This is a genomic window from Corynebacterium guangdongense (assembly GCF_030408915.1).
Lineage (GTDB): Bacteria > Actinomycetota > Actinomycetes > Mycobacteriales > Mycobacteriaceae > Corynebacterium > Corynebacterium guangdongense.
Genome location: NZ_CP047654.1, coordinates 203,274 through 228,731 on the forward strand (window position 1 = coordinate 203,274; position 25,458 = coordinate 228,731).

At 67.6% G+C, this 25,458-nt stretch carries 27 protein-coding genes and 1 tRNA gene; 13 read left to right on the plus strand and 15 right to left on the minus strand.

What is annotated here, in order from left to right; all coding sequences use genetic code 11:
• Positions 1 to 100: 100 nt before the first annotated feature.
• On the plus strand, positions 101 to 1,687 hold the full coding sequence (locus CGUA_RS01035) for a catalase (protein WP_290196831.1): 1,587 nt from the start codon (positions 101 to 103) through the stop codon (positions 1,685 to 1,687).
• 232 nt (positions 1,688 to 1,919) lie between these two features.
• Complete coding sequence (locus CGUA_RS01040) at positions 1,920 to 2,324, plus strand: OsmC family protein (RefSeq protein ID WP_290196833.1); 405 nt, start codon at positions 1,920 to 1,922, stop codon at positions 2,322 to 2,324.
• A 51-nt stretch (positions 2,325 to 2,375) separates the two neighbouring features.
• On the opposite strand, the gene CGUA_RS01045 is transcribed toward CGUA_RS01040, so the two are convergent.
• The 7 genes from CGUA_RS01045 to CGUA_RS01075 form a co-directional block, all read right to left on the minus strand.
• Positions 2,376 to 3,212, minus strand: coding sequence for a M23 family metallopeptidase (locus tag CGUA_RS01045; protein WP_290196836.1), 837 nt, complete (start codon positions 3,210 to 3,212; stop codon positions 2,376 to 2,378).
• Between the two features lie 227 nt (positions 3,213 to 3,439).
• Positions 3,440 to 3,766: a Na+/H+ antiporter subunit G gene (locus CGUA_RS01050; protein WP_290196838.1), complete on the minus strand. Its 327-nt coding sequence runs from the start codon at positions 3,764 to 3,766 to the stop codon at positions 3,440 to 3,442.
• Between the two features lie 3 nt (positions 3,767 to 3,769).
• Positions 3,770 to 4,042: a cation:proton antiporter gene (locus CGUA_RS01055; protein WP_290196840.1), complete on the minus strand. Its 273-nt coding sequence runs from the start codon at positions 4,040 to 4,042 to the stop codon at positions 3,770 to 3,772.
• Complete coding sequence (locus CGUA_RS01060; protein ID WP_290196842.1) at positions 4,042 to 4,455, minus strand: monovalent cation/H+ antiporter subunit E; 414 nt, start codon at positions 4,453 to 4,455, stop codon at positions 4,042 to 4,044. Before CGUA_RS01060 ends, CGUA_RS01055 begins: the two co-directional genes overlap by 1 nt.
• Positions 4,455 to 5,984: a monovalent cation/H+ antiporter subunit D family protein gene (locus CGUA_RS01065; RefSeq protein ID WP_290196844.1), complete on the minus strand. Its 1,530-nt coding sequence runs from the start codon at positions 5,982 to 5,984 to the stop codon at positions 4,455 to 4,457. The genes CGUA_RS01060 and CGUA_RS01065 overlap by 1 nt, the downstream gene beginning before the upstream one ends.
• Positions 5,984 to 6,412, minus strand: coding sequence for a cation:proton antiporter subunit C (locus tag CGUA_RS01070; RefSeq protein ID WP_290196847.1), 429 nt, complete (start codon positions 6,410 to 6,412; stop codon positions 5,984 to 5,986). Before CGUA_RS01070 ends, CGUA_RS01065 begins: the two co-directional genes overlap by 1 nt.
• A gap of 2 nt (positions 6,413 to 6,414) precedes the next feature.
• Positions 6,415 to 9,330: a DUF4040 family protein gene (locus CGUA_RS01075; protein WP_290196849.1), complete on the minus strand. Its 2,916-nt coding sequence runs from the start codon at positions 9,328 to 9,330 to the stop codon at positions 6,415 to 6,417.
• Between the two features lie 203 nt (positions 9,331 to 9,533).
• On the opposite strand from CGUA_RS01075, the gene CGUA_RS01080 reads away from it, so the two are divergent.
• The gene (locus CGUA_RS01080) at positions 9,534 to 10,913 is read left to right on the plus strand and encodes a hypothetical protein (protein ID WP_290196851.1); all 1,380 of its coding nucleotides are present in this window, start codon (positions 9,534 to 9,536) and stop codon (positions 10,911 to 10,913) included.
• Positions 10,914 to 11,129: 216 nt separating this feature from the next.
• On the opposite strand, the gene CGUA_RS01085 is transcribed toward CGUA_RS01080, so the two are convergent.
• Together CGUA_RS01085 and CGUA_RS01090 are read right to left on the minus strand one after the other, a co-directional pair.
• Positions 11,130 to 11,206: transfer RNA gene (locus CGUA_RS01085), tRNA-Pro, on the minus strand.
• A 73-nt stretch (positions 11,207 to 11,279) separates the two neighbouring features.
• Positions 11,280 to 12,218, minus strand: a complete 939-nt coding sequence (locus tag CGUA_RS01090) for a metallophosphoesterase (RefSeq protein ID WP_374725057.1) — start codon at positions 12,216 to 12,218, stop codon at positions 11,280 to 11,282.
• Between the two features lie 46 nt (positions 12,219 to 12,264).
• Here CGUA_RS01090 and CGUA_RS01095 point away from each other — a divergent pair, with 46 nt between their 5' ends.
• Positions 12,265 to 12,738, plus strand: coding sequence for a GatB/YqeY domain-containing protein (locus CGUA_RS01095; RefSeq protein ID WP_290196854.1), 474 nt, complete (start codon positions 12,265 to 12,267; stop codon positions 12,736 to 12,738).
• A 51-nt stretch (positions 12,739 to 12,789) separates the two neighbouring features.
• Here CGUA_RS01095 and CGUA_RS01100 read toward each other — a convergent pair whose 3' ends face one another.
• On the minus strand, positions 12,790 to 15,213 hold the full coding sequence (locus CGUA_RS01100; RefSeq protein WP_290196856.1) for a penicillin-binding protein: 2,424 nt from the start codon (positions 15,211 to 15,213) through the stop codon (positions 12,790 to 12,792).
• Positions 15,214 to 15,462: 249 nt separating this feature from the next.
• Between CGUA_RS01100 and CGUA_RS01105 the strand changes: the two genes are divergently transcribed.
• Genes CGUA_RS01105 through CGUA_RS01120 form a run of 4 tightly spaced genes read left to right on the plus strand, consistent with a single transcriptional unit; the run spans position 15,463 to position 17,283 of the window.
• On the plus strand, positions 15,463 to 15,762 hold the full coding sequence (locus tag CGUA_RS01105; RefSeq protein WP_290198286.1) for a WhiB family transcriptional regulator: 300 nt from the start codon (positions 15,463 to 15,465) through the stop codon (positions 15,760 to 15,762).
• 29 nt (positions 15,763 to 15,791) lie between these two features.
• Complete coding sequence (sp36, locus tag CGUA_RS01110) at positions 15,792 to 15,947, plus strand: Sp36 family protein (RefSeq protein ID WP_290196858.1); 156 nt, start codon at positions 15,792 to 15,794, stop codon at positions 15,945 to 15,947.
• Positions 15,947 to 16,408 (plus strand): RidA family protein, encoded by a 462-nt coding sequence (locus CGUA_RS01115; RefSeq protein ID WP_290196859.1) that lies wholly within the window; start codon positions 15,947 to 15,949, stop codon positions 16,406 to 16,408. Before sp36 ends, CGUA_RS01115 begins: the two co-directional genes overlap by 1 nt.
• 59 nt (positions 16,409 to 16,467) lie before the next feature.
• Positions 16,468 to 17,283, plus strand: a complete 816-nt coding sequence (locus tag CGUA_RS01120) for an MBL fold metallo-hydrolase (protein ID WP_290196861.1) — start codon at positions 16,468 to 16,470, stop codon at positions 17,281 to 17,283.
• A gap of 71 nt (positions 17,284 to 17,354) precedes the next feature.
• Here CGUA_RS01120 and glxR read toward each other — a convergent pair whose 3' ends face one another.
• Together glxR and CGUA_RS01130 are read right to left on the minus strand one after the other, a co-directional pair.
• Positions 17,355 to 18,038: a CRP-like cAMP-activated global transcriptional regulator GlxR gene (gene glxR, locus CGUA_RS01125; RefSeq protein WP_290196863.1), complete on the minus strand. Its 684-nt coding sequence runs from the start codon at positions 18,036 to 18,038 to the stop codon at positions 17,355 to 17,357.
• A gap of 181 nt (positions 18,039 to 18,219) precedes the next feature.
• On the minus strand, positions 18,220 to 18,378 hold the full coding sequence (locus tag CGUA_RS01130) for a hypothetical protein (RefSeq protein WP_290196865.1): 159 nt from the start codon (positions 18,376 to 18,378) through the stop codon (positions 18,220 to 18,222).
• Positions 18,379 to 18,444: 66 nt separating this feature from the next.
• On the opposite strand from CGUA_RS01130, the gene nth reads away from it, so the two are divergent.
• Genes nth through CGUA_RS01150 form a run of 4 tightly spaced genes read left to right on the plus strand, consistent with a single transcriptional unit; the run spans position 18,445 to position 21,841 of the window.
• Positions 18,445 to 19,263: an endonuclease III gene (gene nth / locus CGUA_RS01135; protein ID WP_290196867.1), complete on the plus strand. Its 819-nt coding sequence runs from the start codon at positions 18,445 to 18,447 to the stop codon at positions 19,261 to 19,263.
• On the plus strand, positions 19,264 to 19,857 hold the full coding sequence (locus CGUA_RS01140; RefSeq protein WP_290196869.1) for a TlpA family protein disulfide reductase: 594 nt from the start codon (positions 19,264 to 19,266) through the stop codon (positions 19,855 to 19,857).
• 1 nt (position 19,858) lies between these two features.
• Entirely contained in the window at positions 19,859 to 20,593 is a 735-nt protein-coding gene (locus CGUA_RS01145) for an NUDIX hydrolase (RefSeq protein ID WP_290196871.1), read from the plus strand.
• Positions 20,594 to 20,650: 57 nt separating this feature from the next.
• On the plus strand, positions 20,651 to 21,841 hold the full coding sequence (locus CGUA_RS01150) for a MarP family serine protease (RefSeq protein ID WP_290196873.1): 1,191 nt from the start codon (positions 20,651 to 20,653) through the stop codon (positions 21,839 to 21,841).
• Here the strand turns inward: CGUA_RS01150 and CGUA_RS01155 are convergent.
• Both CGUA_RS01155 and CGUA_RS01160 read right to left on the minus strand, forming a co-directional pair.
• Positions 21,838 to 22,773, minus strand: a complete 936-nt coding sequence (locus tag CGUA_RS01155) for an alpha/beta fold hydrolase (RefSeq protein WP_290196876.1) — start codon at positions 22,771 to 22,773, stop codon at positions 21,838 to 21,840. The two genes, CGUA_RS01150 and CGUA_RS01155, sit on opposite strands and share 4 nt — an antisense overlap.
• Before the next feature lie 87 nt (positions 22,774 to 22,860).
• Positions 22,861 to 23,367 (minus strand): phage holin family protein, encoded by a 507-nt coding sequence (locus tag CGUA_RS01160; RefSeq protein ID WP_290196878.1) that lies wholly within the window; start codon positions 23,365 to 23,367, stop codon positions 22,861 to 22,863.
• Positions 23,368 to 23,543: 176 nt separating this feature from the next.
• Here CGUA_RS01160 and CGUA_RS01165 point away from each other — a divergent pair, with 176 nt between their 5' ends.
• On the plus strand, positions 23,544 to 24,254 hold the full coding sequence (locus tag CGUA_RS01165; RefSeq protein WP_290196880.1) for a hypothetical protein: 711 nt from the start codon (positions 23,544 to 23,546) through the stop codon (positions 24,252 to 24,254).
• 8 nt (positions 24,255 to 24,262) lie between these two features.
• Here CGUA_RS01165 and CGUA_RS01170 read toward each other — a convergent pair whose 3' ends face one another.
• Complete coding sequence (locus tag CGUA_RS01170) at positions 24,263 to 25,138, minus strand: HAD family hydrolase (protein WP_290196882.1); 876 nt, start codon at positions 25,136 to 25,138, stop codon at positions 24,263 to 24,265.
• Between the last annotated feature and the right edge of the window lie 320 nt (positions 25,139 to 25,458).

Sequence of the window (25,458 nt, forward strand, 5' to 3'; positions counted from 1 at the left end):
GTGGCCAGAAATCACTAACGTTGACGTTGCACGTCGGGATGGCCGAAGGTAGGCTATCAAACGACGACAATCCATAAGTTTGATGCAAGGAGAGATAGTCATGGCCAACGTCGATGACGTCCTGAACAAGGGGCAGCTGAACCCTGAGAAGCAGAACACCACCCGCCACAACGGCGCGCCGGTTGCTTCCGAGAACCATTCCATCACCGCCGGCAAGCAGGGCGCGGTCATTCTCAATGACATCCACCTGATCGAGAAGCTGGCCCACTTCAACCGTGAGATGGTCCCGGACCGCATCCCGCATGCCAAGGGCAACGGTGCCTTCGGTGAGCTGCACGTCACCGAGGACGTCTCGCAGTACACCAAGGCCAAGCTCTTCCAGCCGGGCACCACCACGCCGATGGCCATCCGCTTCTCCACCGTCGCCGGCGAGTCCGGTTCCCCGGACACCTGGCGCGACGTCCACGGCTTCGCCATGCGCTTCTACACCGAGGACGGCAACTACGACATCGTCGGCAACAACACCCCGATCTTCTTCGTGCGTGACGCCGTGAAGTTCGCGGACTTCATCCACTCCCAGAAGCGTCTGCCGGACTCCGGCCTGCGTTCCGCCGACATGCAGTGGGACTTCTGGACCCGCACCCCGGAGAGCGCCCACCAGGTCACCTACCTCATGGGTTCCCGCGGCACCCCGCGCACCCAGCGTGAGATGAACGGCTACGGCTCCCACACCTTCCAGTGGACCAACGAGTCCGGCGAGGCCTTCTGGGTCAAGTACCACTTCATCTCCCAGCAGGGCGTCGTCAACTTCACCGCCGACGAGGCGGAGGAGATGGCCGGCAAGAACGCCGACTGGCACCGCGAGGATCTCTTCGAGTCCATCGAGAAGGGCGACTTCCCGAAGTGGGACGTCTACGTCCAGGTCATGCCGGTCGCTGAGGCGGAGAACTACCGCTTCAACCCCTTCGACCTGACCAAGACCTGGTCCAAGAAGGATTACCCGCGCATCAAGGTCGGCCACTTCGAGCTGAACCGTAACCCGGTCAACTTCTTCGCCCAGATCGAGCAGATCGCCCTGGATCCGTCCAACCTGGTTCCGGGCATCGGCTTCTCCCCGGACAAGATGCTGCAGGGCCGTATCTTCGCCTATTCCGACCAGCAGCGTTACCGTATCGGGCCGAACTACCGTCAGCTGCCGGTCAACCAGCCGATCAACGGTGACGTCAACTCCTACTCCCAGAACGGCCAGATGAACTACCTGTTCAACCCGGCTGACCGTCCGGTCTACAACCCGAACAAGTACGGCTGGGGCGCCGGCTACCTGGACGACGGCGAGACCTCGAACCACGGCGACACCTTCGGCGCGGCCAACGACTACGGCATCGCCGACGACGCCATCCACGGCGCCGACACCCACGGTTCCGAGCCGACCCGCGGTCACTACGTGAAGCATGAGGAGGACGGCGACTTCGTTCAGCCGGGCATCCTCTACCGCGAGGTCTACAACGACGCCGAGAAGGAGGAGCTCGCCCAGAACATCGCCGGTGCGATGAACGGCGTCTCCCCCGAGGTCGAGGAGCGTTGCTACTGGTACTGGGGCCAGGTCGACGAGAACCTGGGTAAGCGCGTCAAGGAGATCTTCACCTCCGCCGCGACGGACCCGAACGCCCAGGCCAAGGGCCTCTAGTCAGATCACTTAGCTGTCGCCTCAGGCGGCCACCGCACCTGGCGTGCGGTGGCCGCCTCTGTGCTTCCTGGGGAGGTTAGTACCGGCGGGGCCCTCCTTGGCCGTGCGCCGGTCCGGCGTTGCGGGCAGCTCTCGCCCAGCTACCTGCCAATGCGGGCGCGAGGGTGGCGCCGGTCAGGGACCGTCCCTACCCTGGGTGGCAGACCGACCCGAGAATATAAGGAGCACAGCAATGGCAGAGAAGAAGTACACCCAGTCCGCCACCTCCACCGGCGGCGGCCGCGAGGGCCACGTCAAGGGCGACGGCGGCATCGACATGGAGCTGACCGCCAAGGGCACCAACCCGGAGGCGCTGCTGGCCGCCGCGTGGGCCGGCTGCTACAACGGCGCGCTGCAGGCGATGATGAAGAACCGCGGAATCGACGTCGCGAAGCATCAGCCGGAGGCCACCGCCCACGTCTCCTTCTACTCCCTCGACGACGGCGGTCTTCAGCTCGGCGCGAACATGGTCGTGAAGTTCGAGAACCAGGACGGGATCGAGGACCTCCAGGGACTGCTGGATGAGGCCCACGCGTTCTGTCCCGTGTCCAAACTGTTCCGCGGCGACCACGTGGAGCTGACCGTCTCCCCGGCCTAACTGACGAAAAAGAGGGTGTCCGCGCGATGCGGACACCCTCTTTTCTGGCCTTTAGAGGTAGATGCCGTGGTTGGCGAGCCAGGACTGCGGATCGACCGGGCCGGCGCCGCCCGGGTGAATCTCGAAGTGCAGGTGGGAACCGGTAGAGAAGCCCTCGCTGCCCATGCCGGCGATGTTCTGGCCCGCGGAGACGCGCTCGCCCACGCCGACGTTGAGGGAGACCATGTGGCCGTAGACGGAGATGGAACCGTCGTCGTGCTGGATGCGGATCCAGTTGCCGTAGCCGGAGGCCGGGCCGGAGTTGATGACGGTGCCGTCCATGACGGCGAGGATCGGGGTGCCGACGGCGTTGGCGATGTCGATGCCGTTGTGCATGGAGCCCCAGCGAGGGCCGAAACCTGAGGTGAAGGTTCCCTCGGCCGGCTTGACGACGGACGCGCCGGAGACGACCTGGGTGGAGCTGGCGGCGGTGAAAGCCTGGGCTGCGGCGGCCTGCTCGGGGGCGGCGGCTTCGGCCTGGGCGGCAGCCTCAGCTGCGGCCTGTTCGGCGGCGCGGGTCTCCTCGACGGCGGTGACCGCCTTCTGCAGCTGTGCGTCGAGGTTCGGGACCGGCTTGTACTCGGCGAGTGCGAGCACCTGCGGGGCCAGCTCCTCGGCGGCGGTGGCGAGGGAGACCGAGTTGTTCGTCATCTCGTACTCGACGGCAGCCGCCTCCGGGGCGGGTGCGGTGGTGTCCTGTGCGATGGTGGCGGCGGCGGCGCCACCCATGCCGGCGGTCGACGCTGCGCCGGCCGCGACGGCGACGAGCGCCAGTCGACCCTTCGGGGTCTGGGTGGTGACAACCTTGCGGCGGGAACCGTGGGCCTGTCGCTGTGCCTTCGTGAGCATTCTTATTCCTCTTAACGCTTGGAATTGTTTCGCCACTGGGCCGGCGTTCCGGCTACTTTCTCGTGACCAATCTGTTATTTTCTCCACGAACGATAACAATTAAGTCTCGATTGGGCAAGGTCAACGCCGAAACTATTTCCGAAAACGTCGTTAAGCAGGCAAAATCCCACATTCCGGAGACGGAATGTGGGCTTTATCGACAGCCGACGGACGCGTTTTATCACACCTTATAACGCCGGTGAATCATCCGGATCGGTGACGGTGACGCCGTAGATGGCGCGACCCATGTAGAAGGAGCCGACTGAGCCGATGATCCAGACGGCGGCGATGGCGAGGACGGCGCGGAGGAAGTCGTTGAGATCGAATCCCTGCGTACTCCAGTCGTCGATGAGCTTGGCGATGATCACCAGGGGGAAGGCCACACCGACGGTGGGGCCGATGACGTTGGCCCGGGTGAGGGCGTTCGGCGCCCGCCACTGCGCCACGGCGGTACCGGCGACCATGATGGTCGCGAGAATGACGATGACGGCGACGACAATTTCTGGGATGCTCATGCCTTACCTCCGGCCTCTCGAGATGATGCGAGACATGGACAGCGTGGGTAGCACGCCGGCGACGAGCGCGGCGAGGATCGCCACCTCGTAGTCGATCATCGTGTCGTTCGGGATGGTCCAGATCAGGTAGATCAGGACCATCGAATAGAAGACCAGGTCCGACAGGACCGCACGGGTCAGTCGGTCACGGGCGACGAGGATGAGGACGAGCCCCGAGAGGAGGCTGAGCGCGATGATGAAGATGCAGACGAGCAGAATCCACTCAAACGGTGTCATTACTTCGGCTCCTTCGGCAGGTAGTCGATGACGTAGCCCTCGCTGACGGCGGTGGCCGGGCCCTGGCCGGGCACGCCATGGTCGATGCCCTTGACCTTCGGCTGCAGCCGCTCCTCCATATCGGCCAGGCCGGCGATGATGTCCGCCGGATCGCCGCCGAAGGCGTCCTGGACGATGAGCAGGCGGGGCTCTCCCGGCTCCGCCGGTTCGCGAAAGCCGAGGGCGAGGGTCGACGGGGTGGCGGTGATCGACGTGGAGAACCAGAACAGATCCCGGTCACTGGTCAGACGCAGCGGGTAATAGACGATGACCGGTTTGAACCCGGTGGCAGGGTTGAAAGCCTTGGCCACCACGCCGAAGCCGGCGGCGAAGATCTCCTTGATCAACCACAGCACGTAGGTTATGGCGTGCATCAGATACCTCCCTGCAGATCGGTCATGTCCGGAATGCCGACGGGGTCGTCACCCAGGACGGCGTCGGAGTAGGCGTCGACGTCGAGCAGCCCGTCGGTGGCGTGGTGCACGGAACCCAGCAGCGGGCCGGCGAAGACGAACATGGCGACCGAGATGAGCACCATGACCGCGCTAGGCGCCAGGACGGACCAGCGGATCGTGACCGCGGCGTCGTAGCGCTGCATGTCCGGCCCCCAGAACACGTTCTGCCACACGCGCAGCATGGAAAGCAGGGCGCCGACCGAGGCGACGATGACGGCCGTGATGACGACGATCGAGCGGGCGTCACCCGTCGAGGCGGCGGAGACGACCAGGCCGACCTTGCCCCACATTCCCGAGAACACCGGGAACCCGACCACGGAGAAGGCGCCGGCGGCAAAGACAGCCGCCGTCCACGGCTCACGGCGCATCAGCCCCGAGAGCCGTTTCAGGCGTCCGGTGCCGTAGGTCTCCTCGATGGCGCCGGAGTTGAGAATCAGCGCCCCCATCGTGATCATGTGGTGCAGCGTGTACAGGATGGCGGCGGACAGCGCCAGCCGCGGACTGTCCGCGGCGAAGGCGAGCATCACCAGGATGAACGGCATGCCGTTAACCATCTGGTAGGCCAGGACACGACGGATGGAGTTCTCGGCCAGCCCGGCGAAGGCGCCGATCATCATGGAAATCACCATCACGACGATGATCAGCCAGTTCCACCTCTCGTCGAGGTCGAAAATGACCACCCAGATGCGCATGAGCATGTACACGGCGACCTTGGTGTGGATGCCGGAGAAGATGCCCATCACCGCCGCGCTGGTCGACGGGTACGTCCGCGGCAGCCAGGTGTGGACCGGGAACAGGCCAGCCTTGACGGCGATGGCGACGACGACGACGCCCACGGCGACGGTCGCCGGGCCGTTGCCCGCCGCCACCCCCTGGAGCGCCGCGATGTTGACGGCGCCGGTGACGCCGTAGACCAGCCCGACGCCCAGGACCAGCAGGGTGGACGCCGCCAGGTTGACGAGGACGAAGAGTCGGCCCGCCGTGAGCCTGTCCGGGGTTCCCGTCATGGCCAGCAGTCCGTAGGACGGCAGCAGCATCACTTCGATCATGACGAAGAAGTTGAAGAGGTCGGCGGTGAGAAACGCGCCGTTGGCGCCGGTGATGAGGATCAGCGTCAGCGCCGGATAGAAGCGTGCTTCGGTCTCGCCGGCGGCGGTGGCGAACCAGTTGGCGGTCACCGCCACGATCATCGAGGTGATGATCATGATCGCCGAGAACCCGTCGGCGGCGAAGACGATGCCCGCGCCACCCGGGTAGAGACCGATCACGTGCGCGACCGTGCCCTGGTCCAGGGTCACCCAGTAGAGCCAGACACCGGCGATGACGCCGAGGGCGGGAACGATGATGTGGAGGGCGTCGCGAAGCCACTTCCACGGGCTGAGGACGGCGAAGGCTGCGGCGAGCAGCGGGACACCGACGAACAGGGGGAGTGCGACGTCAACGTTCATCAGTTGCGCCCCTTTCCGTTGGCGTGGACCCGGCGGGACGCGCGGCCCAGCGTGGAGAAGGGATCGCCGCTGTGGAAGCCGTCCGGACCGCGGGTGTCAGGAACCTCCGAGGGGGCCTCCTTCCGGGTGTCCCGGGTGTCGTCGTCGTTGCCCAGGGCCGCCATCATCAGCAGCAGCGTCGTGGTCGCCATCGCGATGACGATGGCGGTCAGGACGAACGCCTGCGGCAGCGGATCGGAAAAATCGGCGACGTCGCCCCGGCCGGGAAAGGCTTCCCCGCGCCAGGCGCCGACCCCGGAGGCCAGCAACGTGAGGTTGGAGGCATGGCCGAACAGGGACATGCCGAAGATGATCCGGACCAGTCCGCGCTGCAGCACGAGGAACACCGCACCGGTGACCAGGATAGCGATGGTCAAAGCCATGATCATGGTTAGTTATCCTCCTTAATCGTTCGAACCGAGCGCGGGGGTTTCGGGGCGGCGGCGGGATTCAGCGGGACCGGGAACGGCTCGTCCACGTCCTCCGGCGCCACCACCTCCGGGGTGGTCGGCAGAGCCGAGTCCTCGTCGTGGGCGTAGTTGAGTTCGCTGACCTCGCCCGTGCCCGGGCGCAGGTAACCGCCCAAGGCGTTGATGGCCATGGTCAGCATGCCCAGCACCGCCAGGTAGATGCCCGCGTCGAAGATGAGCGACGTGGTCAGGTGTTCGCCGAGGATCTCGCCATGAATGAAGTAGAGGAACCCGCCCTCGACCAGGCCCAGGAACCCGGCGGAAAGGGCGACGAGGATGCCCACGCCCGTCAGCCAGATCGGGGTGTTCTTCGACACCACCGGCCGGTCCGAACCGTAGGACATGTACGCCAGCCCGAACGCGGTGGCCATGACCAGGGCGGCCACGAAGCCACCGCCCGGGGCGTTGTGGCCGCGGAAGAAGATCAGCACATTGAGCACCGCCAGCACCGGAACGACCAGCCTGGTCAGGTACCGCAGGGGAAGCGAATTCAGCTGCGACTGGCCGAAGGGGCGGGGGTGCGTGCCCCGCAGGAACGGGTAGCGCGGCATGGAGGAGGTGACGGCGGCCAGCACCACGGCGGCCATGCCGAGGACGGAGAGTTCGCCCAGGGTGTCGAAGCTGCGGAATTCAACGATGATGACGGCGACGATGTTGGTGCCGCCGGTGATGTCGTAACCGTTGTCCAGGTACCACATGGCCAGCTCGGAACGGTCGCGCCGTCCCAGCAGGGCATGAACCGCGGCGAAAGCGGCGATGCCGGCCAGAATCGCCACCACCAGCGAGCCAATCTGGTGGGGGCGCGACACCGGCGGGAACAGCCGGGGCTGGTGACGCACGACCATGTAGATCACGATCACCGTCAGCGCCTCGACCAGAAGCTGGGTAAGCGCCACGTCCGGGGCGCCGAGCAGCATCATCTGCAGGGACATGCCGACGCCGACGGTGCCGAGCAGCACCGCAGCCGTGAGCCGGGAGCGCGTGACGATGAGTCCAGCGACGGACAGGCCGATGATCCCCAGCGGGAGGAGATCCCAGGGGTTGTCAAGTCCCTCGGCGCGCGGAGCCATCGCTACGTTGTCCACCCCGGTGGTCAGCAGAATGCTGGAACCGGCCAGCGCGACGAGAAGCATGATGATCCACAGCAGGTGGCGGCCCGGGGTGTAGCTGTCCGCCATGGCCGCGAGGCCGCGGCCGAGGCCACGGGCCCCGGAAATGAGTCCGGCGAGGACGTCGTTGCCGTTGACGGGCAACAGCGGGCGGGACTCGGCGGCGGCAAAAAGCTTCTTCCGTCCGAACAGGGCGAGGACGCCGGCGGCGATCACCACGAGTGAGACGATGAGCGGCAGGTTGATCCCGTGCCACAGCGCCAGGTGCGTCGGCTCCGCGGCCGGGCTGATCGCCTGGACGGCCGCGGTGATCGGTTCGGAGATCGGGTTGAGCAGGAAGATCAGGACCACGGACAGCCAGCCCGGCACAGCGGCGGGCAGCCAGAGCGCGACCGGGGCCTCCTTGACGTGCGCCAAATCCCGCGGGCCGTCGAAGAAGGCGCCCAGCACGATCTTCGCGGAGTAGAGGAAGGTGAGGAAAGCCGCCACGCCGGCGACGAGGACCAGCCACACGGAGACCTCCTGGAAGGCCGTCAGCATCGACTCCTTGGAGATGAAACCGAAGAGCGGGGGAACCGCGGCCATGGAGGCGGCGGCGACGGTCATCGACACGAAGGTGAACGGCATCCGGTTCCAGAGTGCGCCGAGGCGACGAATGTCCCTCGAGCCGGCCTGGTGGTCGACGACGCCGACGAGCATGAACAGCGAAGACTTGAACAGCGCGTGGGCCAGCGTGTGGGTCAGCGCGGCGGCGAGGGCGAATTCCGTGCCGACGCCGATCGTGGCCACAATCCAGCCGAGGTGGGAGACCGTCGAATACGCGGTCAGGTGCTTCAGATCCGTCTTCTGGATGGCGAACACCGCCGACATGATGGCGGTGAACAGGCCGACGCCGATGAGCAACCAGTTCCACGTCGGGTTGTCGTGGAAGATCGTCGAGAAACGCAGCAGCAGGTAGATGCCGGCCTTGACGACCGCCGCCGCGTGCAGGAACGCCGACACCGGCGTCGCCGCGGCCATGGCCTCCGGCAGCCAGAAGTGGAAGGGGAACTGCGCCGCCTTGGTGAAGGCCGAGACCGCCACCAGGACCGCGACCAGCGTCGTCAGGCCCGGGCGCTCGCTCCACACCCCGGAGGCGAAGATGGTCTGCAGATCCGTCGAACCCGCCGCGACCGCCGCCAGCGACAGGCCGGCCAGCAGGGTCAGACCGCCGGTGAAGGTGAGGATGAGGGTGCGCATCGCCCCCGCCTCCCCGCCGGAACCGGAGCGGGCGATGAGCAGGAAAGATGCGATGGAGACGAGCTCCCACGCGGTGAACAGGACGAACACGTCGCCGGCGAACACCAGCAGCACCACCGACAGCGTAAAGGCCGTCATGAGCAGGTAGAAGCTATGGTTTCCGGTTTCCTTGGGCAGATACGCCGCGGAATAGAAGAACACGACCGCGCCGATGACCAGCGCCAGCAGCGCGAAGAAGACGCCGAGCCCGTCACCGTGCAGCGAGAGGACGACATCACCTCCCGGGCCGAGCAGGTCCGGTATCCAGACGGTTTGCCAGGTCAGCGGCTCACCCGACAGGACGTCCGGCAGGCGGACCCCCAACACGACGGCCGCGGCGGCGAGAATGAGTCCCAACGGCCATCCCGCACCACGATTGAACAGCCGCACTGCGAACGGTGACAGGATCACTGCCGCCGACGCCAAGGCGACAACCAACAAGAGGGTCACCGGCTATCACTTCCCACAGGGTCGATGTCGTGTTCACCCTCGGCCCCGCGCCCAGCCAATTTTACGCTTGGTGGCAGGCGCGACCCAAGGGCACTCCCATGTACCTTACAGACCACCAATCCCCGGTGTGCCTACCCCCGCCGTCAAAATCCTGCGGATACCTTGACACCATGAGTCGAGTTCGCGCACTAGTTCTGAGCCTGTTGACGCTGATCCCCCTTGTGCTCGCCGGGGTCTACGTCGGCGTCGGCGGTCTCGATCCCGCCCGTACGTGGACGTCCGACTCGGCCGAAGCGCCCTCCGGCGCGCCCGCTGACGCCCTCACCGCCGTCGACCTCGTCGACGCGCGCCGGGCGGCCGGTGAGGCCTCGTCCCAGGCGGGTTTCCTCACCGCCGGCACCCAGGAGCTCGTCGACGGCACCGCGGCTCTGCGTGAGGGCGCCGACCAGCTGAGCGCCGGTGCGGCCACCGCCTCCACCGGCGCCCAGGAGCTCGCCGACGGCATGATCCAGCTGCAGGCCGGCACCGCGAACCTTGGCGTGGGCGCGACCGAGGTGGCCGACGCCGTGGGCACCACCGTCGACGCCGTCATCGGCGTCAATGTCGTCCGCGGGCAGGCCGTCGGGGCGATCGACCGCACCCTCGCTGAGCTGGCGGGCAACGACGACCCCGACGTCGTCGCCGTCCGTGAGGAGCTCGCCGGTCTGCGTGACCAGCTGGGCGGCATGGAGGTCGCCACCAACGACATGGAGCGGCTCCGCGACGGCTCCCGGGAGATCGCCAACCAGTTGACCACTCCCGGTTTCGCCTTCCACGACGGCATCTACAGCGCCACCAACGGTGCCTCCAACCTCAATATGGGCCTCAACGACCTCGAGACGGGACTGACTTCCGCGGTCGACGGCGTCGTCGCCCTCGACGACGGCGCCCAGCGCGTCGACGACATGGCAGATCAGACCAAGGCCCGCGTCGACAACGTCAACCGTGCGATGCCGGTCGTCTGGCCCGGCGCGGCGGAAGACGCCGGGGAGGGGGCACTGCACTCCGTTTCGCCGATCGTCGCGATGCTGGTCGCGGCCCTGGCCATGCTCGTCGGGGTCGGCCTGGGGATCGCCGTGCGGCTGTGGCCGCAACGGCGCTGGGTCACTCTCCTCGGCGGCACCTTCGGCGCCGTCGTCGGCGGGCTGGTCGCGCTCATGGTCCTGACGAGCGGCCTGAGTGCGACGTCCGTCTGGATCTCGGCCCTGGCTCTGGCCCTGGGCGTGCTCGCCACGGCCGGGGTCACCGTCCTGCTGACCCGGCTGGCGGGTGTGGGCCTCGGCTCGGCCCTCGCCGGAGTTCTGGCGATCGCGCAGGTCGGTGTCGTTGGCTGGGTGTGGCGTAAGGCGTCCACGGCGGAGGTCGCGGAATGGGCGCAGGCCGTCTCCGGGCTCATGCCGCTGCACTGGAACACCGCGACGCTGACCGCCGCCGGCAACCAGGGCGACGCGACCCAGATGTGGCTCGGCCTGGCCGTGCTCGCGGTGATCGCGGTACCGGGACTGATCGCGGTGGCCACGGGGCCGAAACAGGCGCCCGCCTGAGGCCGAGGTCCACGCGTGCTGCCCGGGTCGCTGGTTGGCTCCGCGGATAGCGGCACAAAACCCAGGGTGAGGAACCCAGGGTCGGCACTGACCCTGGGTTCTGGACCCCCGTTGCGGACTCACCCGGGGGTTGTGACCCTGGGATCCTCACTCCGGACTCTGCGAAAGCCGTGGAAAGCAACGAACCCCAGTCAAGAATGACTGGGGTTCTCGCAGTGGTCGGGATAACAGGATTTGAACCTGCGACCTCTTCGTCCCGAACGAAGCGCGCTACCAAGCTGCGCCATATCCCGGTTGTCCGCTGCAGTGCTCTGCGGTACGGATCAGTACTTTATCCCCACTGGGCGGAAGAAACAAAACGGCTGGTCAGCTCCGTTCGGTGATCTTCAGCAGCGTCGCTGACGGCGGGCACCACAACCGGATCGGCGCGAACTTGGAGGTGCCCAGTCCGTTGGACACGTGCAGGTTCATGTCTCCGTGCTTGTGCAACCCGGCGGCGCGGGCCGGTTCGATGCCGGAGTTGGTGGTCAGGGCACGGCCACCCGGCAGGCAGATCTGGCCGCCGTGGGTGTGCCCGGCGAGGGCGAGCTGGTAGCCGTCGGCGGCGAAGCGGTCCAGCACGCGTGGGTAGGGGGCGTGCAGCAGCGCCAGAGAGAGGTCGGCGTCGGCGTTGGGGGGACCGGCGATGGTCGAGTAGTCGTCGAGGTCGTGGTGCGGGTCGTCGACGCCGGCGGCGGCCAGGCGGACGGGGCCGACCTGGAACTCGAGGCGTTTGTGGGTGGCGTCGCGCCAACCGCGTTCGATGAAGGCGGCGCGCATGTCCCGCCAGGGAAGGTCTACGTAGGAGGGTTTCCGCTTCGCGCCGGTCAGGTAGGTCAGCGGGTTCGAGAGTTTCGGCGCCCAGTAATCGTTGGTGCCGAAGATGAACATGCCCGGGCGCGCCAGGAGCGGGCCCAGCGCGGCGAGGACGTCGGGGACGGCGTGCTCGTCGGAGAGGTTGTCGCCAGTGTTGATGACCAGGTCCGGGTGGAGAGAGTCGAGCGCCGAGACCCAGGCGGTCTTCTGCTCCTGGCCCGGGATCATGTGCAGGTCGGAGACGTGCAGGATGCGAAACTCCGGGGCCCCGCGCAGCGTGCCCGGCTCGAGGAGCGGCAGGGTGTACTGGTGCAGGCGGAAATCGGTGAGCTGGCTGACTCCCCAGGCGGCGAGCCCGGCGCCCGCGGCTGCCCCGACACCGACCCCGACACCGATCCGGACACCGAGGCGGGCGGCGAGAGTCTTCAACAAGGTATTGCGGGTGTTCACGCGGGCCAGCCTACCCGGCGGTAACGGGCGGGGTATCTTGGCGCGTATGAGTGAACTGAAGGAAACCATCCGTGAAGACATGAAGACGGCGATGAAGGCCAAGGACAAGGAGCGTCTCGGCGCCATCCGCATGCTGCTGGCTGCGATCCAGGCAGAGGAGACCACCGGGGCCAAGCATGAGGTGACTGACGAGGAGATCATCAAGGTGGTGGCGCGCGAGATCAAGAAGCGTCGTGAGTCCGCCGAGATCTACACCGCCAACGGTCGCGAGGACCTGGCGGCGACCGAGCTCGCCGAGGTCGCCGTGCTGGAGACCTACCAGCCCTCCCAGCTTGACGACGCCGGCGTCGACAAGCTCGTGGAGGACGCCGTCGCCGCGGTGGCGGCTGAACAGGGTGTCGCACCGGCCGAGATCGGCATGAAGCAGATGGGGCAGGTCATGAAGGAGGCCAACGCCAGGGCGGGCGGCTCCGTGGACGGCAAGCGCCTTTCCGCGGCCGTCAAGCAGCGTCTGGGCTAGGAAAAAGGGGAAGCGCCGGTGGGAGAGTGTCCACCGGCGCTTCCGCATTTTCTAGAGACTGTTGAGGAATTCCCGGGCGGCGTCGTTGAGCTGGCGCTCCAGTTCTGCGACCGGGTCCGGCTGGGCCGGGGACGGCGCCGGCTCGGGCTCCTGTGGGGGTGCCGGCGGGGCGGAAGCCGTCGGCTGGGCGGGGGCGGCCGGCGGGTTGTAGTTCTGGCCGTCCGAGAGGATCAGGACGACGGAGCGGTCGCCGCCGGGGCGCGGGGAGACGCGCGCGACGACGCCGGCGGGCAGGCCGCCGCCCGGGCCCCGGCGGGTCTCGGCGACGGTGTAGCCCTGCTCCTGAAGGAGGGTGCGGGCCGCGGACTCGGAGAGGCCGATCGCCTGCTCGAAGGTACCGGCGGCGGTGCCCTGGCGGTATTCGGCCGGGGCGGCGGCGACGGTGCCCGCGGCGGCGGCGGGAACTCGGCTGGCCAGCTCGTAGAAGGTTTCGGCGGGCTCCCGGCCGCCGAAGAGGGAGCCGTCGCCGCACTGGCGCACCGGGGACGTGCACAGCGGGGTGGTCGTCGTGCCGTCATTGTAGATGTACGGGGCGGCGGCGAAACCGGAGTTGAAGCCGAGGAAGGCGGAGGACTGGTGGGATTCGGTCGTGCCAGTCTTGGCGGCGGCCTGCCCCGAGAATCCGGCCTGCTCGGCGGCCCGCTGGGCGGTGCCGATCTTGGCGTCGAGGGTCATGGCGTCGGCCAGCGCGTCGGCGACGGCCGGCTCGAGGACCTGTTCGCACTCGGGGCGGTCGAGGAAGACCTCGTTACCGTTGCGGTCGGTGATTTCCGCGATCGGGTTGGGCTCGCACCAGCGGCCGTGGGAGGCCAGGGTCGCGCCCACGTTGGACAGCTCCAGCGGGTTCACCGCGGTCGGGCCCAGGGTGTAGGAGCCGAGGTTGGCCTCCTTGAAGTAGTCCGCGATGGAGTAGTCCTCGTTGTAGGAGCCCTCGACGGCGTAGGAGCGCAGGCCCAGCTTGACGGAGAGGTCGACGACCGCCGGGACGCCGACCTCCTCGATGAGCATGATGAAGGTCGTGTTCGGGGAGAGTGCCAGGGCCTCCGCCAGCGTCATCTCCGGCTTGTAGGTGCCGGCGTTCTCCACGCAGTAGGTGGCGGGCGGGCAATTCCGGGCGCCGCCGGAGCCTAAGCCGCGGGCCTCGTAACGGGTGGGGACGGGAAGGACGGTGTCCAGGCCCATGCCCTGCTGGAGCGCGGCGGCCGCGGTGAAGATCTTGAAGACGGAACCGGCGCCGTTGCCGACCATCGAGGTCGGCTGCGGCAGATAGGTCTGGCCGGCCTCGAGGTCCAGGCCGTAGTCGCGGGAGGAGACCATGGCGAGGATGTTTCGGGAATCCTGGCCCGGCTCGACGACGTTCATGACCTCGGCCACGCCCTGGGCGGTGGGGGAGGTCTTGGTGGTGACGATCGCGTGGCTGGCGTCCTGGACTGCCGGGTCCAGGGTGGTGCGGATGGTGTACGCGTCGTTCTTGAGCTGCTCGTCGGTCAGCCCTTTCGATTTTGCGTAGGTCATCGCGTAGTCGCAGAAGAACCCGCGTTCGTCGGCGCCGATGCAGCCGTTGGGGATGAGGGCAGGGCTCTCCAGGGTGTTGAGCCCCTCGGCTTTGTACGCGTCCGCCTGCGCCTGGTCGAGGTAACCGAAGTTCACCATGGACTGCAGCACCGTGTTCCGGCGCTCGAGGACGGCGTCGTAGTTGGTGAAGGGGTTGAGGTACTCCGAGGACTGCACCATGCCGGCGAGCATCGCGGATTGCGGGACGTCGAGCTCGGCGGCGGAGACGCCGAAGTAGGTGTGCGCGGCGGCCTCGATACCGTAGGCGTGGTTGCCGAAGGGGACGAGGTTGAGGTAGCGGGTGAGGATCTCGTCCTTGCTCATGGTGCGGTCGAGCTCGGTGGCGGTGCGCATTTCGCGCAGCTTGCGGGGGATCGACTGCTCGGTCGCCGCCTGCTGTTCCTCGGTGCTGTCCGCCTCGACGTGCAGGAGGTAGTTCTTCACGTACTGCTGGTTGATGGTCGACGCGCCCTGGGCGACGCCGCCGGCGGCCAGGTTCGTCAGCAATGCACGGGCCGTGCCCTGGATGTCGACTCCGTTGTGCTCGTAGAAGCGGTGATCCTCGATGGCGATGATCGCGTCCTTCATGTTCTGCGAGATGGCGTCGCCCTCGACCGGGTGCCGGCGCTGGTTGTAGAGGTATGCGATGGGATCGCCGGTGACGTCGGTGACCGTGGTGATTCCCGGGGTCACCCCGCTGGACATGTCCGCCAGGTTGGACTGCATGGTCTCGTTCGTCCGCTTCAGGGCGGCCCCGGAGAGGGCCGCCGCGGGCGCGAACGCCAGGGCGCCGAGAACACCGACGACGACAGTCACGATGAGGATGGTCACGAGGGGGTGCACTCCGTTAACGCTCTTCACGAGTACCCACCCTAATGCGTGCGGTTGGCCCCGCATAGGTGGCCGGGGACCCGCGCAAACCCGACGATGAATGGAAAGACGCTCTACTTTACCCCTATGAGGTGGATCAAGTTCGACATTCTGAGAAAACCCTGCTTAAGATGAGCACTCGATTGTGACATACATGAATCGGAGGGAATGAACGTGACTGTCCACACACTGCGGGGGGCCGGGGCGGGGCGTGCTGACGCGCCCGGCCAGTACGACGGGGTGGCCTCCGACAACCTCGACTCCTTTGAGCGATCCGAATGGATCACCGAGGCCAAGTGCCGGAACGGAGATCCGGACGCGCTCTTCGTCCGGGGTGCGCAGCAGCGCAACGCCGCCTGCGTCTGCCGGCACTGCCCGGTCAAGGTCCAGTGCCTCGCCGACGCCCTCGACAACAACATCGAGTTCGGGGTCTGGGGCGGGCTGACCGAGCGTCAGCGCCGCGCGCTGCTCAAGCACAACCCGGACAACACCAACTGGGCCAAGTACCTCGCGGAGGGCGGCAGCATAGAGGGCGTCTAGTCCCCTCGGCGCTTGGTAGGCTCGTGCGCATGACTAAATGGGAATACGCCACCGTTCCGCTTCTGACCCACGCCACCAAGCAGATCCTCGACACCTGGGGTGAGGATGGCTGGGAGCTCGTCTCCGTCATGCCGGGCCCGAACCCGGAGAACGTCGTCGCCTACATGAAGCGCGAGGTCCAGTAATGGCCGCCGTTTCCGACAAGTTGAAGGAACTCGGGATCCAGCTCCCCGCTGTGGCCGCACCCGTGGCGGCCTATGTCCCGGCCGCCAGGATCGGCAACCAGGTCTGGACCTCCGGCCAGCTGCCGTTCGTCGACGGCGAGCTGCCCGCCACCGGCAAGGTCGGCGCGGAGGTCTCCCCGGAGGAGGCCGCCGATTATGCCCGCACCGCCGCGCTCAATGCGCTGGCCGCCATTGACGCGGTCGTCGGCATCGACAACGTCACCCGCGTCGCCAAGGTCGTCGTCTTCGTCTCCTCCGCCACCGACTTCCATGGCCAGCCCGCCGTCGCCAACGGCGCCTCCAATCTCATGGGTGAGGTCTTCGGCGCCGCCGGGGAGCACGTCCGCTCCGCCGTCGGCGTCGCGGTGCTGCCGCTGAACGCCCCGGTCGAGGTCGAGGTTCAGGTCGAGGTCGCCGGCTAGGTCGCGGGTCTTCCTGCGCCTATTCTGCGAATATTCAGGCGGGCGGTAGTCTGTTGGGCATGGAGCATCCCGCTTACAGTCAGCTACGCCCGGTGGGGCCGTCCGTTGGCGTCGTCCTGTGCGCCAACCCGTCCTACGCTGCCCTGGAGGGCACCAACTCCTGGATCATCCGGGCTCCCGAGGACGACGTTTCCATCGTCATCGACCCGGGCCCGGAGGACGAGGGGCACCTGAACGTGCTGGCCGCCAAGGGTGAGAAGATCGCGCTGATTCTGCTGACGCACCGTCACCATGATCATGCCGAGGGGGCCAACCGTCTGCGCCAGCTCACCGGGGCCCCGATCCGTGCTTTCGACGAGCGCTACTGCGCCGGTGGGGAGCCGCTGGCCGACGGTGAAATCATCTCGCTGGACGACATCACGCCCTCCCTCGAGGTCGTCCACACCCCGGGTCACACCGCGGACTCCACGAGCTTCTTCATCTGGTCGGGTGGCGTCGGCGCCTCGGAGCTCGAGGGCATCGTCACCGGCGACACCATCGCCGGACGTCACACCACCATGATTTCCGAGACCGACGGTGATCTCGCCGACTACTTTGAGACGCTGGCCCTGCTCGAGGAGCGCGGCGCCGGCGTCCCGCTCTTCCCGGGACACGGGTCGGATCTGGCGGACACCTCCGCCATGGCCCGCAAGTACATTGATCGCCGCAACTACCGCCTGGAGCAGATTCGTGCGCTGCGCGCGGAGGAGGGGGCGGACATCGACCTCAAGACGCTCGTGGACAAGATGTACGACGACGTCGACCCGGTCCTGCGCGACGCCGCGGAGCAGTCAACCCGCGTCGCTCTGCGCTACCTGGCGGCGCACGGCGAATAAGCGTGCCGACGCCCCAATAAACGCGGCCTCCACCCGGCGGTGGGGGCCGCGTTTCTGCGTCGGCAGGCGTGCTAGCGTGCTCGGCGCGCGAGGTGCTCGGTGTCGACGATGAGGACGGACTTGCCCTCGAGGCGGATCCAGCCGCGGTGCGCGAAGGTGGCCAGGGCCTTGTTCACGGTCTCGCGGGACGCGCCGACCAGCTGGGCGATTTCCTCCTGCGTGAGGTCGTGGTTGACCCGCAGGGCCGATCCCTCCTGGGTGCCGAAGCGGTTGGCCAGCTGCAGCAGGGTCTTGGCCACACGGCCCGGCACGTCGGTGAAGATGAGGTCGGCCAGGTTGTTGTTGGTGCGGCGCAGGCGACGGGCGAGCACGCGCAGCAGCTGCTGGGAGATCTCCGGGTACTGGTCGACCCACTTCTTCAGCAGGTCAGAGTTCATCGTGGCCGCATGGACCTCGGTGACGCAGACCGCGGAGGAGGTGCGCGGACCCGGATCGAAGATGGACAGTTCGCCGAACATGTCGGACGGGCCCATCACCGTCAGAAGATTCTCGCGACCGTCGACGGCGTGCCGGGCGAGCTTCACCTTGCCCTGGGTGATGATGTACAGGCGGTCACCGGGGTCGCCCTCCTCGAAGATCGTCGCCCCGCGAGGGAAGCGAACTGATTCCATGTCCTGAATCAGGCTTTCGACGGCTCCCGGGTCAACACCCTGAAAGATGCCGGCCCGGGCCAGGATTTCCTGTACGCCCTCCATGTGTGAAACTCCTTGACGTTGGTGTTGAAAATCGTGATCGATCGTGACCGGTGGGGGTCACTGCAGCGTCGTATACGTCACGTTCCTCGGGGACCGACGACGCGTCTCGCACGTTGTGATTGAAGCTTAACAAAGGTAACGAGGTGAGACATAGAACACGGCGGTCGGTGGCCCGTGAAAACTAGGACGCGTCCTGGTCTCCCTCCTCCGTGTCCGTGACGGGCAGTGACTCCGCGCTCGGCTCGAAACTCCGACGCAGGGCGCCTGACTCGAGCTTCTCCATGAGGATCGCGAACAGTGCCAGGATGAGTGGAACGATCGCGATGAGCAGAAGTGTCATGTCACTCATAGTAGCGGTCACGTCTGCAACTTCACGCCGGGCCTGCGGGTCACTAAGGTAACCACCATGTCTGCCCCGCGAGAAAGTGCCGGAACCACGCCCCGGAAGCGTCGCCGACCCGGTGCTCATCCGGCGGCCCGGGGAGAGGAGACGTCCCTGGGCAGGACGCGCCGGGCCCGCCGTATCAACCGCACCCTCGCGGTGGCCTACCCGGACGCCCACGCGGAGCTCGACTTCAGCACCCCGCTCGAGCTACTGGTCGCGACGGTGCTCTCCGCACAGACCACCGACGTCCGGGTCAACCAGGTCACGCCCCGGCTCTTCGCCGCCTACCCCACCGCCGCCGCCTACGCGCAGGCCGATCGCGAGGAGCTCCAGGAGATCATCCGACCGACCGGTTTCTGCAGGGCGAAGGCGGGCCATCTCATCGGCCTCGGTGAGGCGCTCGTGGCCCGCTACGACGGCCGGGTGCCGCAGGCGCTGGCGGACCTGGTCACGCTGCCGGGCGTCGGGCGCAAGACCGCGCACGTCGTCCGCGGCAACGCCTTCGGTAAGCCGGGGCTCACGGTGGACACGCATTTTCAGCGCCTGGTGGCGCGGTGGGGGCTGACGGAGGCCACCGACCCGGTGCGGATTGAACACGAAATAGCCGGGCTCATCGAGAAATCCGAGTGGACCGACTTCTCCCAGCGGGTGATCTGGCACGGCCGTCGCGTCTGTCACGCCCGCAGGCCCGCGTGCGGCGCGTGCCTGCTGGCCTGGGACTGCCCCTCCTACGGCCGCGACGGCAGCACTGACCCGGAGGAGGCGGCTGCCCGCGTCACCTCCCCGGACCGCGACCACCTGCTGGCGTTGGCCGGCCTGACCCCCACCACCGAGGCGTAGATGAAGAATCAACTCATCTGGATCAGTGTCGGCGCCGTGCTCATGACCGTGGCGGTCATCGCCGGGGCGATGTTCCTGCTTCGCGACGCCGCGCCGGTCCCGACGGACACGCAGGCGTCGGCAAGCCAGGCGGCGGACCCCGCTCCCGCCGCCGACGTCCCCGCCCGCGCGGACTGCCCCTCGACGGGCGTGGGCGGCGTCGACCTGCCCTGCCTCGGCGGCGGGAACGGGGACGCGTCGCAGGGGGAGGGGGTCACCGTCGTCAACGTGTGGGCCTGGTGGTGCGGGCCGTGCCGTGACGAGCTGCCCCACTTCGAGGAATACGCCGCCCAGAACCCGAAGGTCACGGTCGTCGGCGTGCACGCGGACAGCAACCCGGCCAACGGCGCGGCCCTGCTCAACGAGCTTGACCTCGACTTCGTCAGTTACCAGGACTCCGAGAATAAATTTGCGGGTACGCTGGGTCTTCCCGGAGTGATTCCGATCACCGTCGTGTTCCGCGGCGCCGAGCAGATCGCGATGTACCCGACGCCCTTTGACTCGACGGAGGAGCTGGCGGCCGCCGTCACCGATGCCCTGGCAGGAGGAGCCTGACATGATCCCCGATCGTCCTGACCGCCCCGGCGTGAACGTCGACCTGCACCCTGCGGCGGCCCCGGTGTGGCTGCGCCCCATGTTCGACGACATCACCGTCGAGGTTCCGCTCGTCAAACCCGAGCAGGAGGAGGTCCCCCCGCCGGAAGTCAGGCACTCGGCGGTGCTCATGGCGGTGGCCGGGGACCCGGACGCGCAGGCCCGGCCCAGGGACGCCCGCATCCTGCTCACGCACCGCTCACCGGACATGCGCAGCCACGCCGGCCAGCTCGCCTTTCCGGGCGGGCGCGTCGATCCCACCGACGTCAACGCCGTCGACGCCGCCCTGCGCGAGGCGTGGGAGGAGACCGGCCTGCAGCGTGAGCACGTCACGCCGGTCGCCCAGCTGCCGCAGATTCACGTGCGCAGCAGCGCACGCCCGGTGCACCCGGTCGTCGCCTGGTGGCACACCCCCCGCGAGCTCTACCCGGCCAGCGAGGAAGAGACGGACGACGTCTTCACCGTCACCATCGACCACCTCACCGACCCCGCCAACCGCCTCACCGTCGGCTGGGGCGACTGGCGGGGACCGGCCTTCTACGTCCAGGACTACCTGCTCTGGGGATTCACCGCGGGGCTCGTCGCCGGAGCGTTGACCCATGCGGGCTGGGACCTGCCCTGGCACAGCGAGCGGGTCTACGATCTCCGCGCCACGCTGGACAAGTGCCGGAACAATGAGGCCACCTTCAGGCGGTAGCATTAGCCCGATCGCCCCCGCGATTGCAGCAGCCGGAAGAAAGTAGCAGCCCAAACCGTGACAGCCAGCCTGATCGTCGACGTGATCGTTATCCTCGTCGGGCTCGTCGCCCTGTTCAGCGGCTGGCGGCAGGGCGCCTTCGCCTCCATCCTTTCCGCCGTGGGCATTCTGGCCGGCATCATCGTCGGCCTGGCCGCCGCGCCACCGGTCATGGGGTTGACGGAGTCCCTGGCACTGCGCTCCCTGCTCGCCCTCGGCGTCGTCGTCCTGCTGGCCAGCATCGGCAATCTCATCGGCGCCACCCTGGGCGGCTCCCTGCGTGAGGGCATGCGGCTGCGCGCCTTCCAGGCCGTCGATTCCGCCGTCGGCGCCGCCTTCCAGGTCCTCGTGGCGCTGCTGGTGTGCTGGCTCATCGCCGGCCCCCTGGCCACCGGCCTGGGTAAACCAGCCTCCGAGGGGATCCGCAACTCCACGGTGCTGCAGGCCGTCGACAGGATCGTGCCGGACGCCTGGAGCCAGGTGCCGACCCGCATCTCGGCGATGCTCAGCGAATCCGGGCTGCCGCCCCTGGTCTCACCATTTGCCCAGGGCACCTCCGCGACGGTCGCGGCCCCGCGTATCGAGGTCGCCAACGAGGAGCTCGTCGAGGACCTGCGTCCCTCGGTCATCCACGTGATGGGCAACTCCGAGGAGTGCAGTCGACGGCTCATGGGCTCGGGCTTCGTCACCGCCCCGGATTACGTGCTCACCAATGCCCATGTCGTCGCCGGCACCGAGTCCGTCCGGCTGGACACCATGCTCGGCGTCATTGACTCGGAGGTCGTCTTCTACGATCCGGAGGCCGACATCGCCCTGCTCCACGCGCCGGGCCTGGGCCTGGCGCCCCTGCCATGGGCGGCGACCCCCGCCGACAGCGGCGACGAGGCAGTGGTCATGGGATACCCGGAGTCCGGCCCCTTCGAGGCCTCGCCGGCCCGCATCAGCGACCGCATCACCATCGCCGGCCCCGACATCTACGCCACCGGCCGAGTCGAGCGCGAGGCCTACACCGTGCGCGGATCCATCCGCGAAGGCAACTCCGGCGGCCCGTTGTTCAACGAGTCCGGCGAGGTCCTGGGCATGGTGTTCGGCGCCAGCGTCGACAACACCGACACCGGATTCGCCATCACCGCCGCCGAAATCCAGGACCGTGTGGGCGAGGTGGCCGCCCACACGGCGCCGGTCGACACCCGGGCCTGCGTGTCCTAGAGGTCGGCCAGGAACCCGGCGACGAGGCCGACGAACCGGGCGGGGGTCTCCACGTGCGGCATGGTCTTCGATCCCGGCACGACCGCCGTGTCGACGCGGGCGCTGACCCTCGCCTCCGCACGGGCGTTGACATGGCGCCACAACCCCTGATCCGGGTGAATGAGCAGCGTCGGGACGGTGACTTTGGCGTTCATCAGGCGCCGGGGAACGGGCGAGAGCAGCAGGCGGGCCGTGTGCACCGCCGCGGGCCGTGTGTTGCCGATCCGCGCCGCCTTCAGCCGCAGATCGAGGAGCCGCGCGAAGCCCGTGGACCGCTGGAACGCCGACGTGGTGTTGAGCTGGAGAAAGCGCCGGTGGGAGGCGTCGACGGCGCCCTGCGAGGCCGTCAGCAGCCGCACCGGCAGTCGGGAGACCAGGCCCCGCAGCCCCATCCAGAAGAAGTTCCACGGCCGCGCCGCCACCGACCGGCGCAGGTCGGTGGGATGGGCCGCGGAGACCGACACCAGGGCGCGCACGCGCTCCGGGTGGGTCGTCGCCAGCGTCCACACGATCGAGCCGCCGGTGTCGGCGCCGACCAGGATTGCCTCGTCATGCCCCAGCGCACCGATCGCCCCCGCCAGGTCGGAGCAGATCTGGCGCAGCAGGGAGCCGGCGCCCGCGGGGGGCTTGTCCGAGAGGCCGTAGCCGCGCAGATCCACCGCTGCCACGTGGTAACCGGCCTCCGCCAACGGGGCGATCACCTCCAGCCAGTCGAACCAGCCGCCGAAAGCGTCGTGGACCAGCAGCACCAGTGGATCCGTGGGGTGACCGGCGACCGCGGCGTGCAGGCGCACGCCACGGGTGTGGATGAGCTGGTGTTCGAAAGGGCCGGGCAGCTCGACCACGCTCGGTGGCAGGGGCCCGGGAGGCGGCCCGGGGGACGGCTCGGACATCGCTGAAGCTCGTTTCTTGACGGTCAATGCACTGCGCCCGCCGCGGGAGAGTCCCCGGGCGGGCGGTCATCGGTAAATCGGAGATGCTTAAGTGTAGAGACCGCGGTCGGTCGCCGTCACGGCGGCCTGGGCGGAGCCGGGCTTGAGCTTCTTCAGCTCGTTGACGGACCTGATCGTCGCCTCGGGCTTACGGATCTTGCGCACCCGCTGGAAGCCGACCAGCGCCAACACAGCCGCAGTGACCAGCATGATCAGGAAGACGATGAGGAAGGCGGCCCAGCGCTCAAGCCAGACGGCCAGCAGCTCGGCGAGGAAGAAGAAAAAGAAGAAGGAGGAGTACAGGCCGACGACGCCCGCGACCGCGAACAGGCCGCCGCCGACGGCGCCCTTCTTGACCTCGCCGACGATCTCCGTCTTGGCGAGCTCGATCTCGGAACGGAAGAGAGTCGACATCTGGGACGTGGCGCTGGACACCAGGTCACCGATGGAGTTCTCGGCGCCCTTGGCGGAATCGACATCACTGAGCGGGATGGAGTTCACCTTCGCGGAATATGCGGATGAACCGTCTGTGTAAAGGCCTTCTTTATTGCTCACGTGAGTTACCTGCCTCTTATGGTCGTTGTTGGCGACACCTTCATGCGTGCCAGGTTTTAAGTTGATTTTAATGTGCGGATCACATTACGTGTCCATGGCCCATAGTGCCACGGTGTCGCGGCCCATGCCCGAACTTGCGCGGAACCGCGATGGAACCGGTCACTAGTGTAGTGGATATGACTCACACCGACCCGTTGGCTCCGCTCCTTGACCTCGGCGAGGTGACGGAACTGGCCACCCGCGCCCACGACGCGATCGCCGCCGCTCACCGCCGGCCGGCCGCGCTGCGCAAGTCGAATCTGCTGGTCGCCGAGTCGGTGCTGCGGGGGGCGCGACTGTCAACGCTCATCGAGGGGGAGGCCGCCCCTGTCGACGGTGAGCCCTCGGGGGTGTTCGCCCACGTCATCAGCGTCCACGGCCTTCTCTCGCCGGCGTCGATTCAGACGAGCGCCGCCACCTTCAGGCGCTCGCCCGCCAACGTCCTGGCCCGCATGGACGTCGCCGCCGGCGGGGACGGCCGACCGGTGGGGGCGCAGGCGGCCCAGCGCATCCGCATGATCGCCGGGCTTGTCGACGCCAATTCCGGAGCCCACCAGGTCCTGCTGCCTCAGGTCATCCACGCCGAGATCGCCTCGCACGAGCTCTTCGGACCCCGCAGCGGGATCATCGCCCGCGCCACCGCCCGCCTGACCGCCGTTGCCACCGGATTTGACCCCCGCGGTCTCGCCGTCCCGGAGGTCCACTACAACCGTCACAGGCGCGAGTACCTCGAGCTCCTGGCGGGGTGGACCTCGGGGAGCGAGGGCGTGCGGGACTGCCTGGAATTCCTCCTGACCGGCTGGATCGCCGGGGCCGCAGAGGCGGAGGCCATCATCAGGGCGGCCTGAGCGACGGCTCAGGCGCTGCGGTTGCCCGGCGTCTCGCCCGGTCGCCGGCCACGCTGGGCCAGCCACCACCCGCCGGCCGTCAGCGCGGCGAGAGCGGCGATGACCCCGGCGCCGATGCCCACGTCGCGGGCGTTGGGCAGCGGGAAGAGCGGGACCGGGTCCTTGAAGGAGCGGACCTCCCAGCCCGATTCCAGCGCGTGCTTCTTCATCGCCCGGTCCGGGTTGACCGCGACCGGGTTGCCTACCATCTCCAGCATGGGGATGTCCGTGGCGGAATCGGAGTAGGCGAAGCTGGACGCCAGGTCGTAGTGGTTGGCCTCGGCGAGGTCGGCGATGGCCTGCGCCTTCGCGTCGCCTTTCGCGTAGAAGAGGATCTCGCCGGTGAAGCGGCCGTCGGCGACCTCCAGCTCGGTGGCGACGACCTGGTCGATGCCCAACTCCGCGGCGATGGGCTCCACCAGCTGGGACGCCGAGGCCGAGATGATGATGACGTCGTGGCCGGCGGCCTTGTGGAAGTCGATCAATTCCCGGGCCTCGGAGTAGATCACCGGTGTGACCACGGTGTGCATGGCCTCTGTGGTGATGCGGGAGACCTCGCTGACCGACCAGCCGCTGACGAGGCTGGTCAGCTGATCGCGGCTGGCGTCCATCTGTTCCGAGGAGTGGCCCGCCACCATGTAGGTGCCCTTGGCCAGGGAAATCTGGAAGGCCTCGGTGTGGCTGATCAGCCCGTTGTGCATGAACTCCTTGCCGAAGGCGTAGGCCGAGGAGGTGGCGATGATGGTTTTGTCCAGGTCAAAGAAGGCCGCGACCCGGTGCTCGGGTGGCGGCGTGTTGACCTGTGGCGACTCTGCTGAATGGTCGTCCCTGTTCGTCTCAACCATGTCGCGCCCAGTGTACTCAGCGACCCTGGGGATGGGAAGCGCCTGCTGTGGTCGGTGGGTCGGGAGAGACGGGAGGGAAGGGTTAAAGGTGGGACTAAAACCCGTGAAAGTGGGCCAAAATGTATTGACGGATACTTGAAAACGTGCGATACTTGCCCATGCAAGGCCCCGATATACAGTGTGGCCTGCCCCGGTCCGCCCCCCGAGACCGGGTTATTGATGACCCGCGCATCCCCCCGAGGCGCGGGTCATCCTATGTTTCCGGCACGGTTCATCCACATTTTTTTGGTGACACAAACTCTAAATGAGGGGTTATCCAC

Coding starts and splice junctions, on each gene's coding strand:
- CGUA_RS01035 (WP_290196831.1), top strand. CDS start 101: ATGGCCAACGTCGATGACGTCCTGAACAAGGGGCAGCTGAACCCTGAG.
- CGUA_RS01040 (WP_290196833.1), top strand. CDS start 1,920: ATGGCAGAGAAGAAGTACACCCAGTCCGCCACCTCCACCGGCGGCGGC.
- CGUA_RS01045 (WP_290196836.1), bottom strand. CDS start 3,212: ATGCTCACGAAGGCACAGCGACAGGCCCACGGTTCCCGCCGCAAGGTT.
- CGUA_RS01050 (WP_290196838.1), bottom strand. CDS start 3,766: ATGAGCATCCCAGAAATTGTCGTCGCCGTCATCGTCATTCTCGCGACC.
- CGUA_RS01055 (WP_290196840.1), bottom strand. CDS start 4,042: ATGACACCGTTTGAGTGGATTCTGCTCGTCTGCATCTTCATCATCGCG.
- CGUA_RS01060 (WP_290196842.1), bottom strand. CDS start 4,455: ATGCACGCCATAACCTACGTGCTGTGGTTGATCAAGGAGATCTTCGCC.
- CGUA_RS01065 (WP_290196844.1), bottom strand. CDS start 5,984: ATGAACGTTGACGTCGCACTCCCCCTGTTCGTCGGTGTCCCGCTGCTC.
- CGUA_RS01070 (WP_290196847.1), bottom strand. CDS start 6,412: ATGATCATGGCTTTGACCATCGCTATCCTGGTCACCGGTGCGGTGTTC.
- CGUA_RS01095 (WP_290196854.1), top strand. CDS start 12,265: ATGAGTGAACTGAAGGAAACCATCCGTGAAGACATGAAGACGGCGATG.
- sp36 (WP_290196858.1), top strand. CDS start 15,792: ATGACTAAATGGGAATACGCCACCGTTCCGCTTCTGACCCACGCCACC.
- CGUA_RS01115 (WP_290196859.1), top strand. CDS start 15,947: ATGGCCGCCGTTTCCGACAAGTTGAAGGAACTCGGGATCCAGCTCCCC.
- CGUA_RS01120 (WP_290196861.1), top strand. CDS start 16,468: ATGGAGCATCCCGCTTACAGTCAGCTACGCCCGGTGGGGCCGTCCGTT.
- glxR (WP_290196863.1), bottom strand. CDS start 18,038: ATGGAGGGCGTACAGGAAATCCTGGCCCGGGCCGGCATCTTTCAGGGT.
- CGUA_RS01130 (WP_290196865.1), bottom strand. CDS start 18,378: ATGACACTTCTGCTCATCGCGATCGTTCCACTCATCCTGGCACTGTTC.
- nth (WP_290196867.1), top strand. CDS start 18,445: ATGTCTGCCCCGCGAGAAAGTGCCGGAACCACGCCCCGGAAGCGTCGC.
- CGUA_RS01140 (WP_290196869.1), top strand. CDS start 19,264: ATGAAGAATCAACTCATCTGGATCAGTGTCGGCGCCGTGCTCATGACC.
- CGUA_RS01145 (WP_290196871.1), top strand. CDS start 19,859: ATGATCCCCGATCGTCCTGACCGCCCCGGCGTGAACGTCGACCTGCAC.
- CGUA_RS01155 (WP_290196876.1), bottom strand. CDS start 22,773: ATGTCCGAGCCGTCCCCCGGGCCGCCTCCCGGGCCCCTGCCACCGAGC.
- CGUA_RS01165 (WP_290196880.1), top strand. CDS start 23,544: ATGACTCACACCGACCCGTTGGCTCCGCTCCTTGACCTCGGCGAGGTG.
- CGUA_RS01170 (WP_290196882.1), bottom strand. CDS start 25,138: ATGGTTGAGACGAACAGGGACGACCATTCAGCAGAGTCGCCACAGGTC.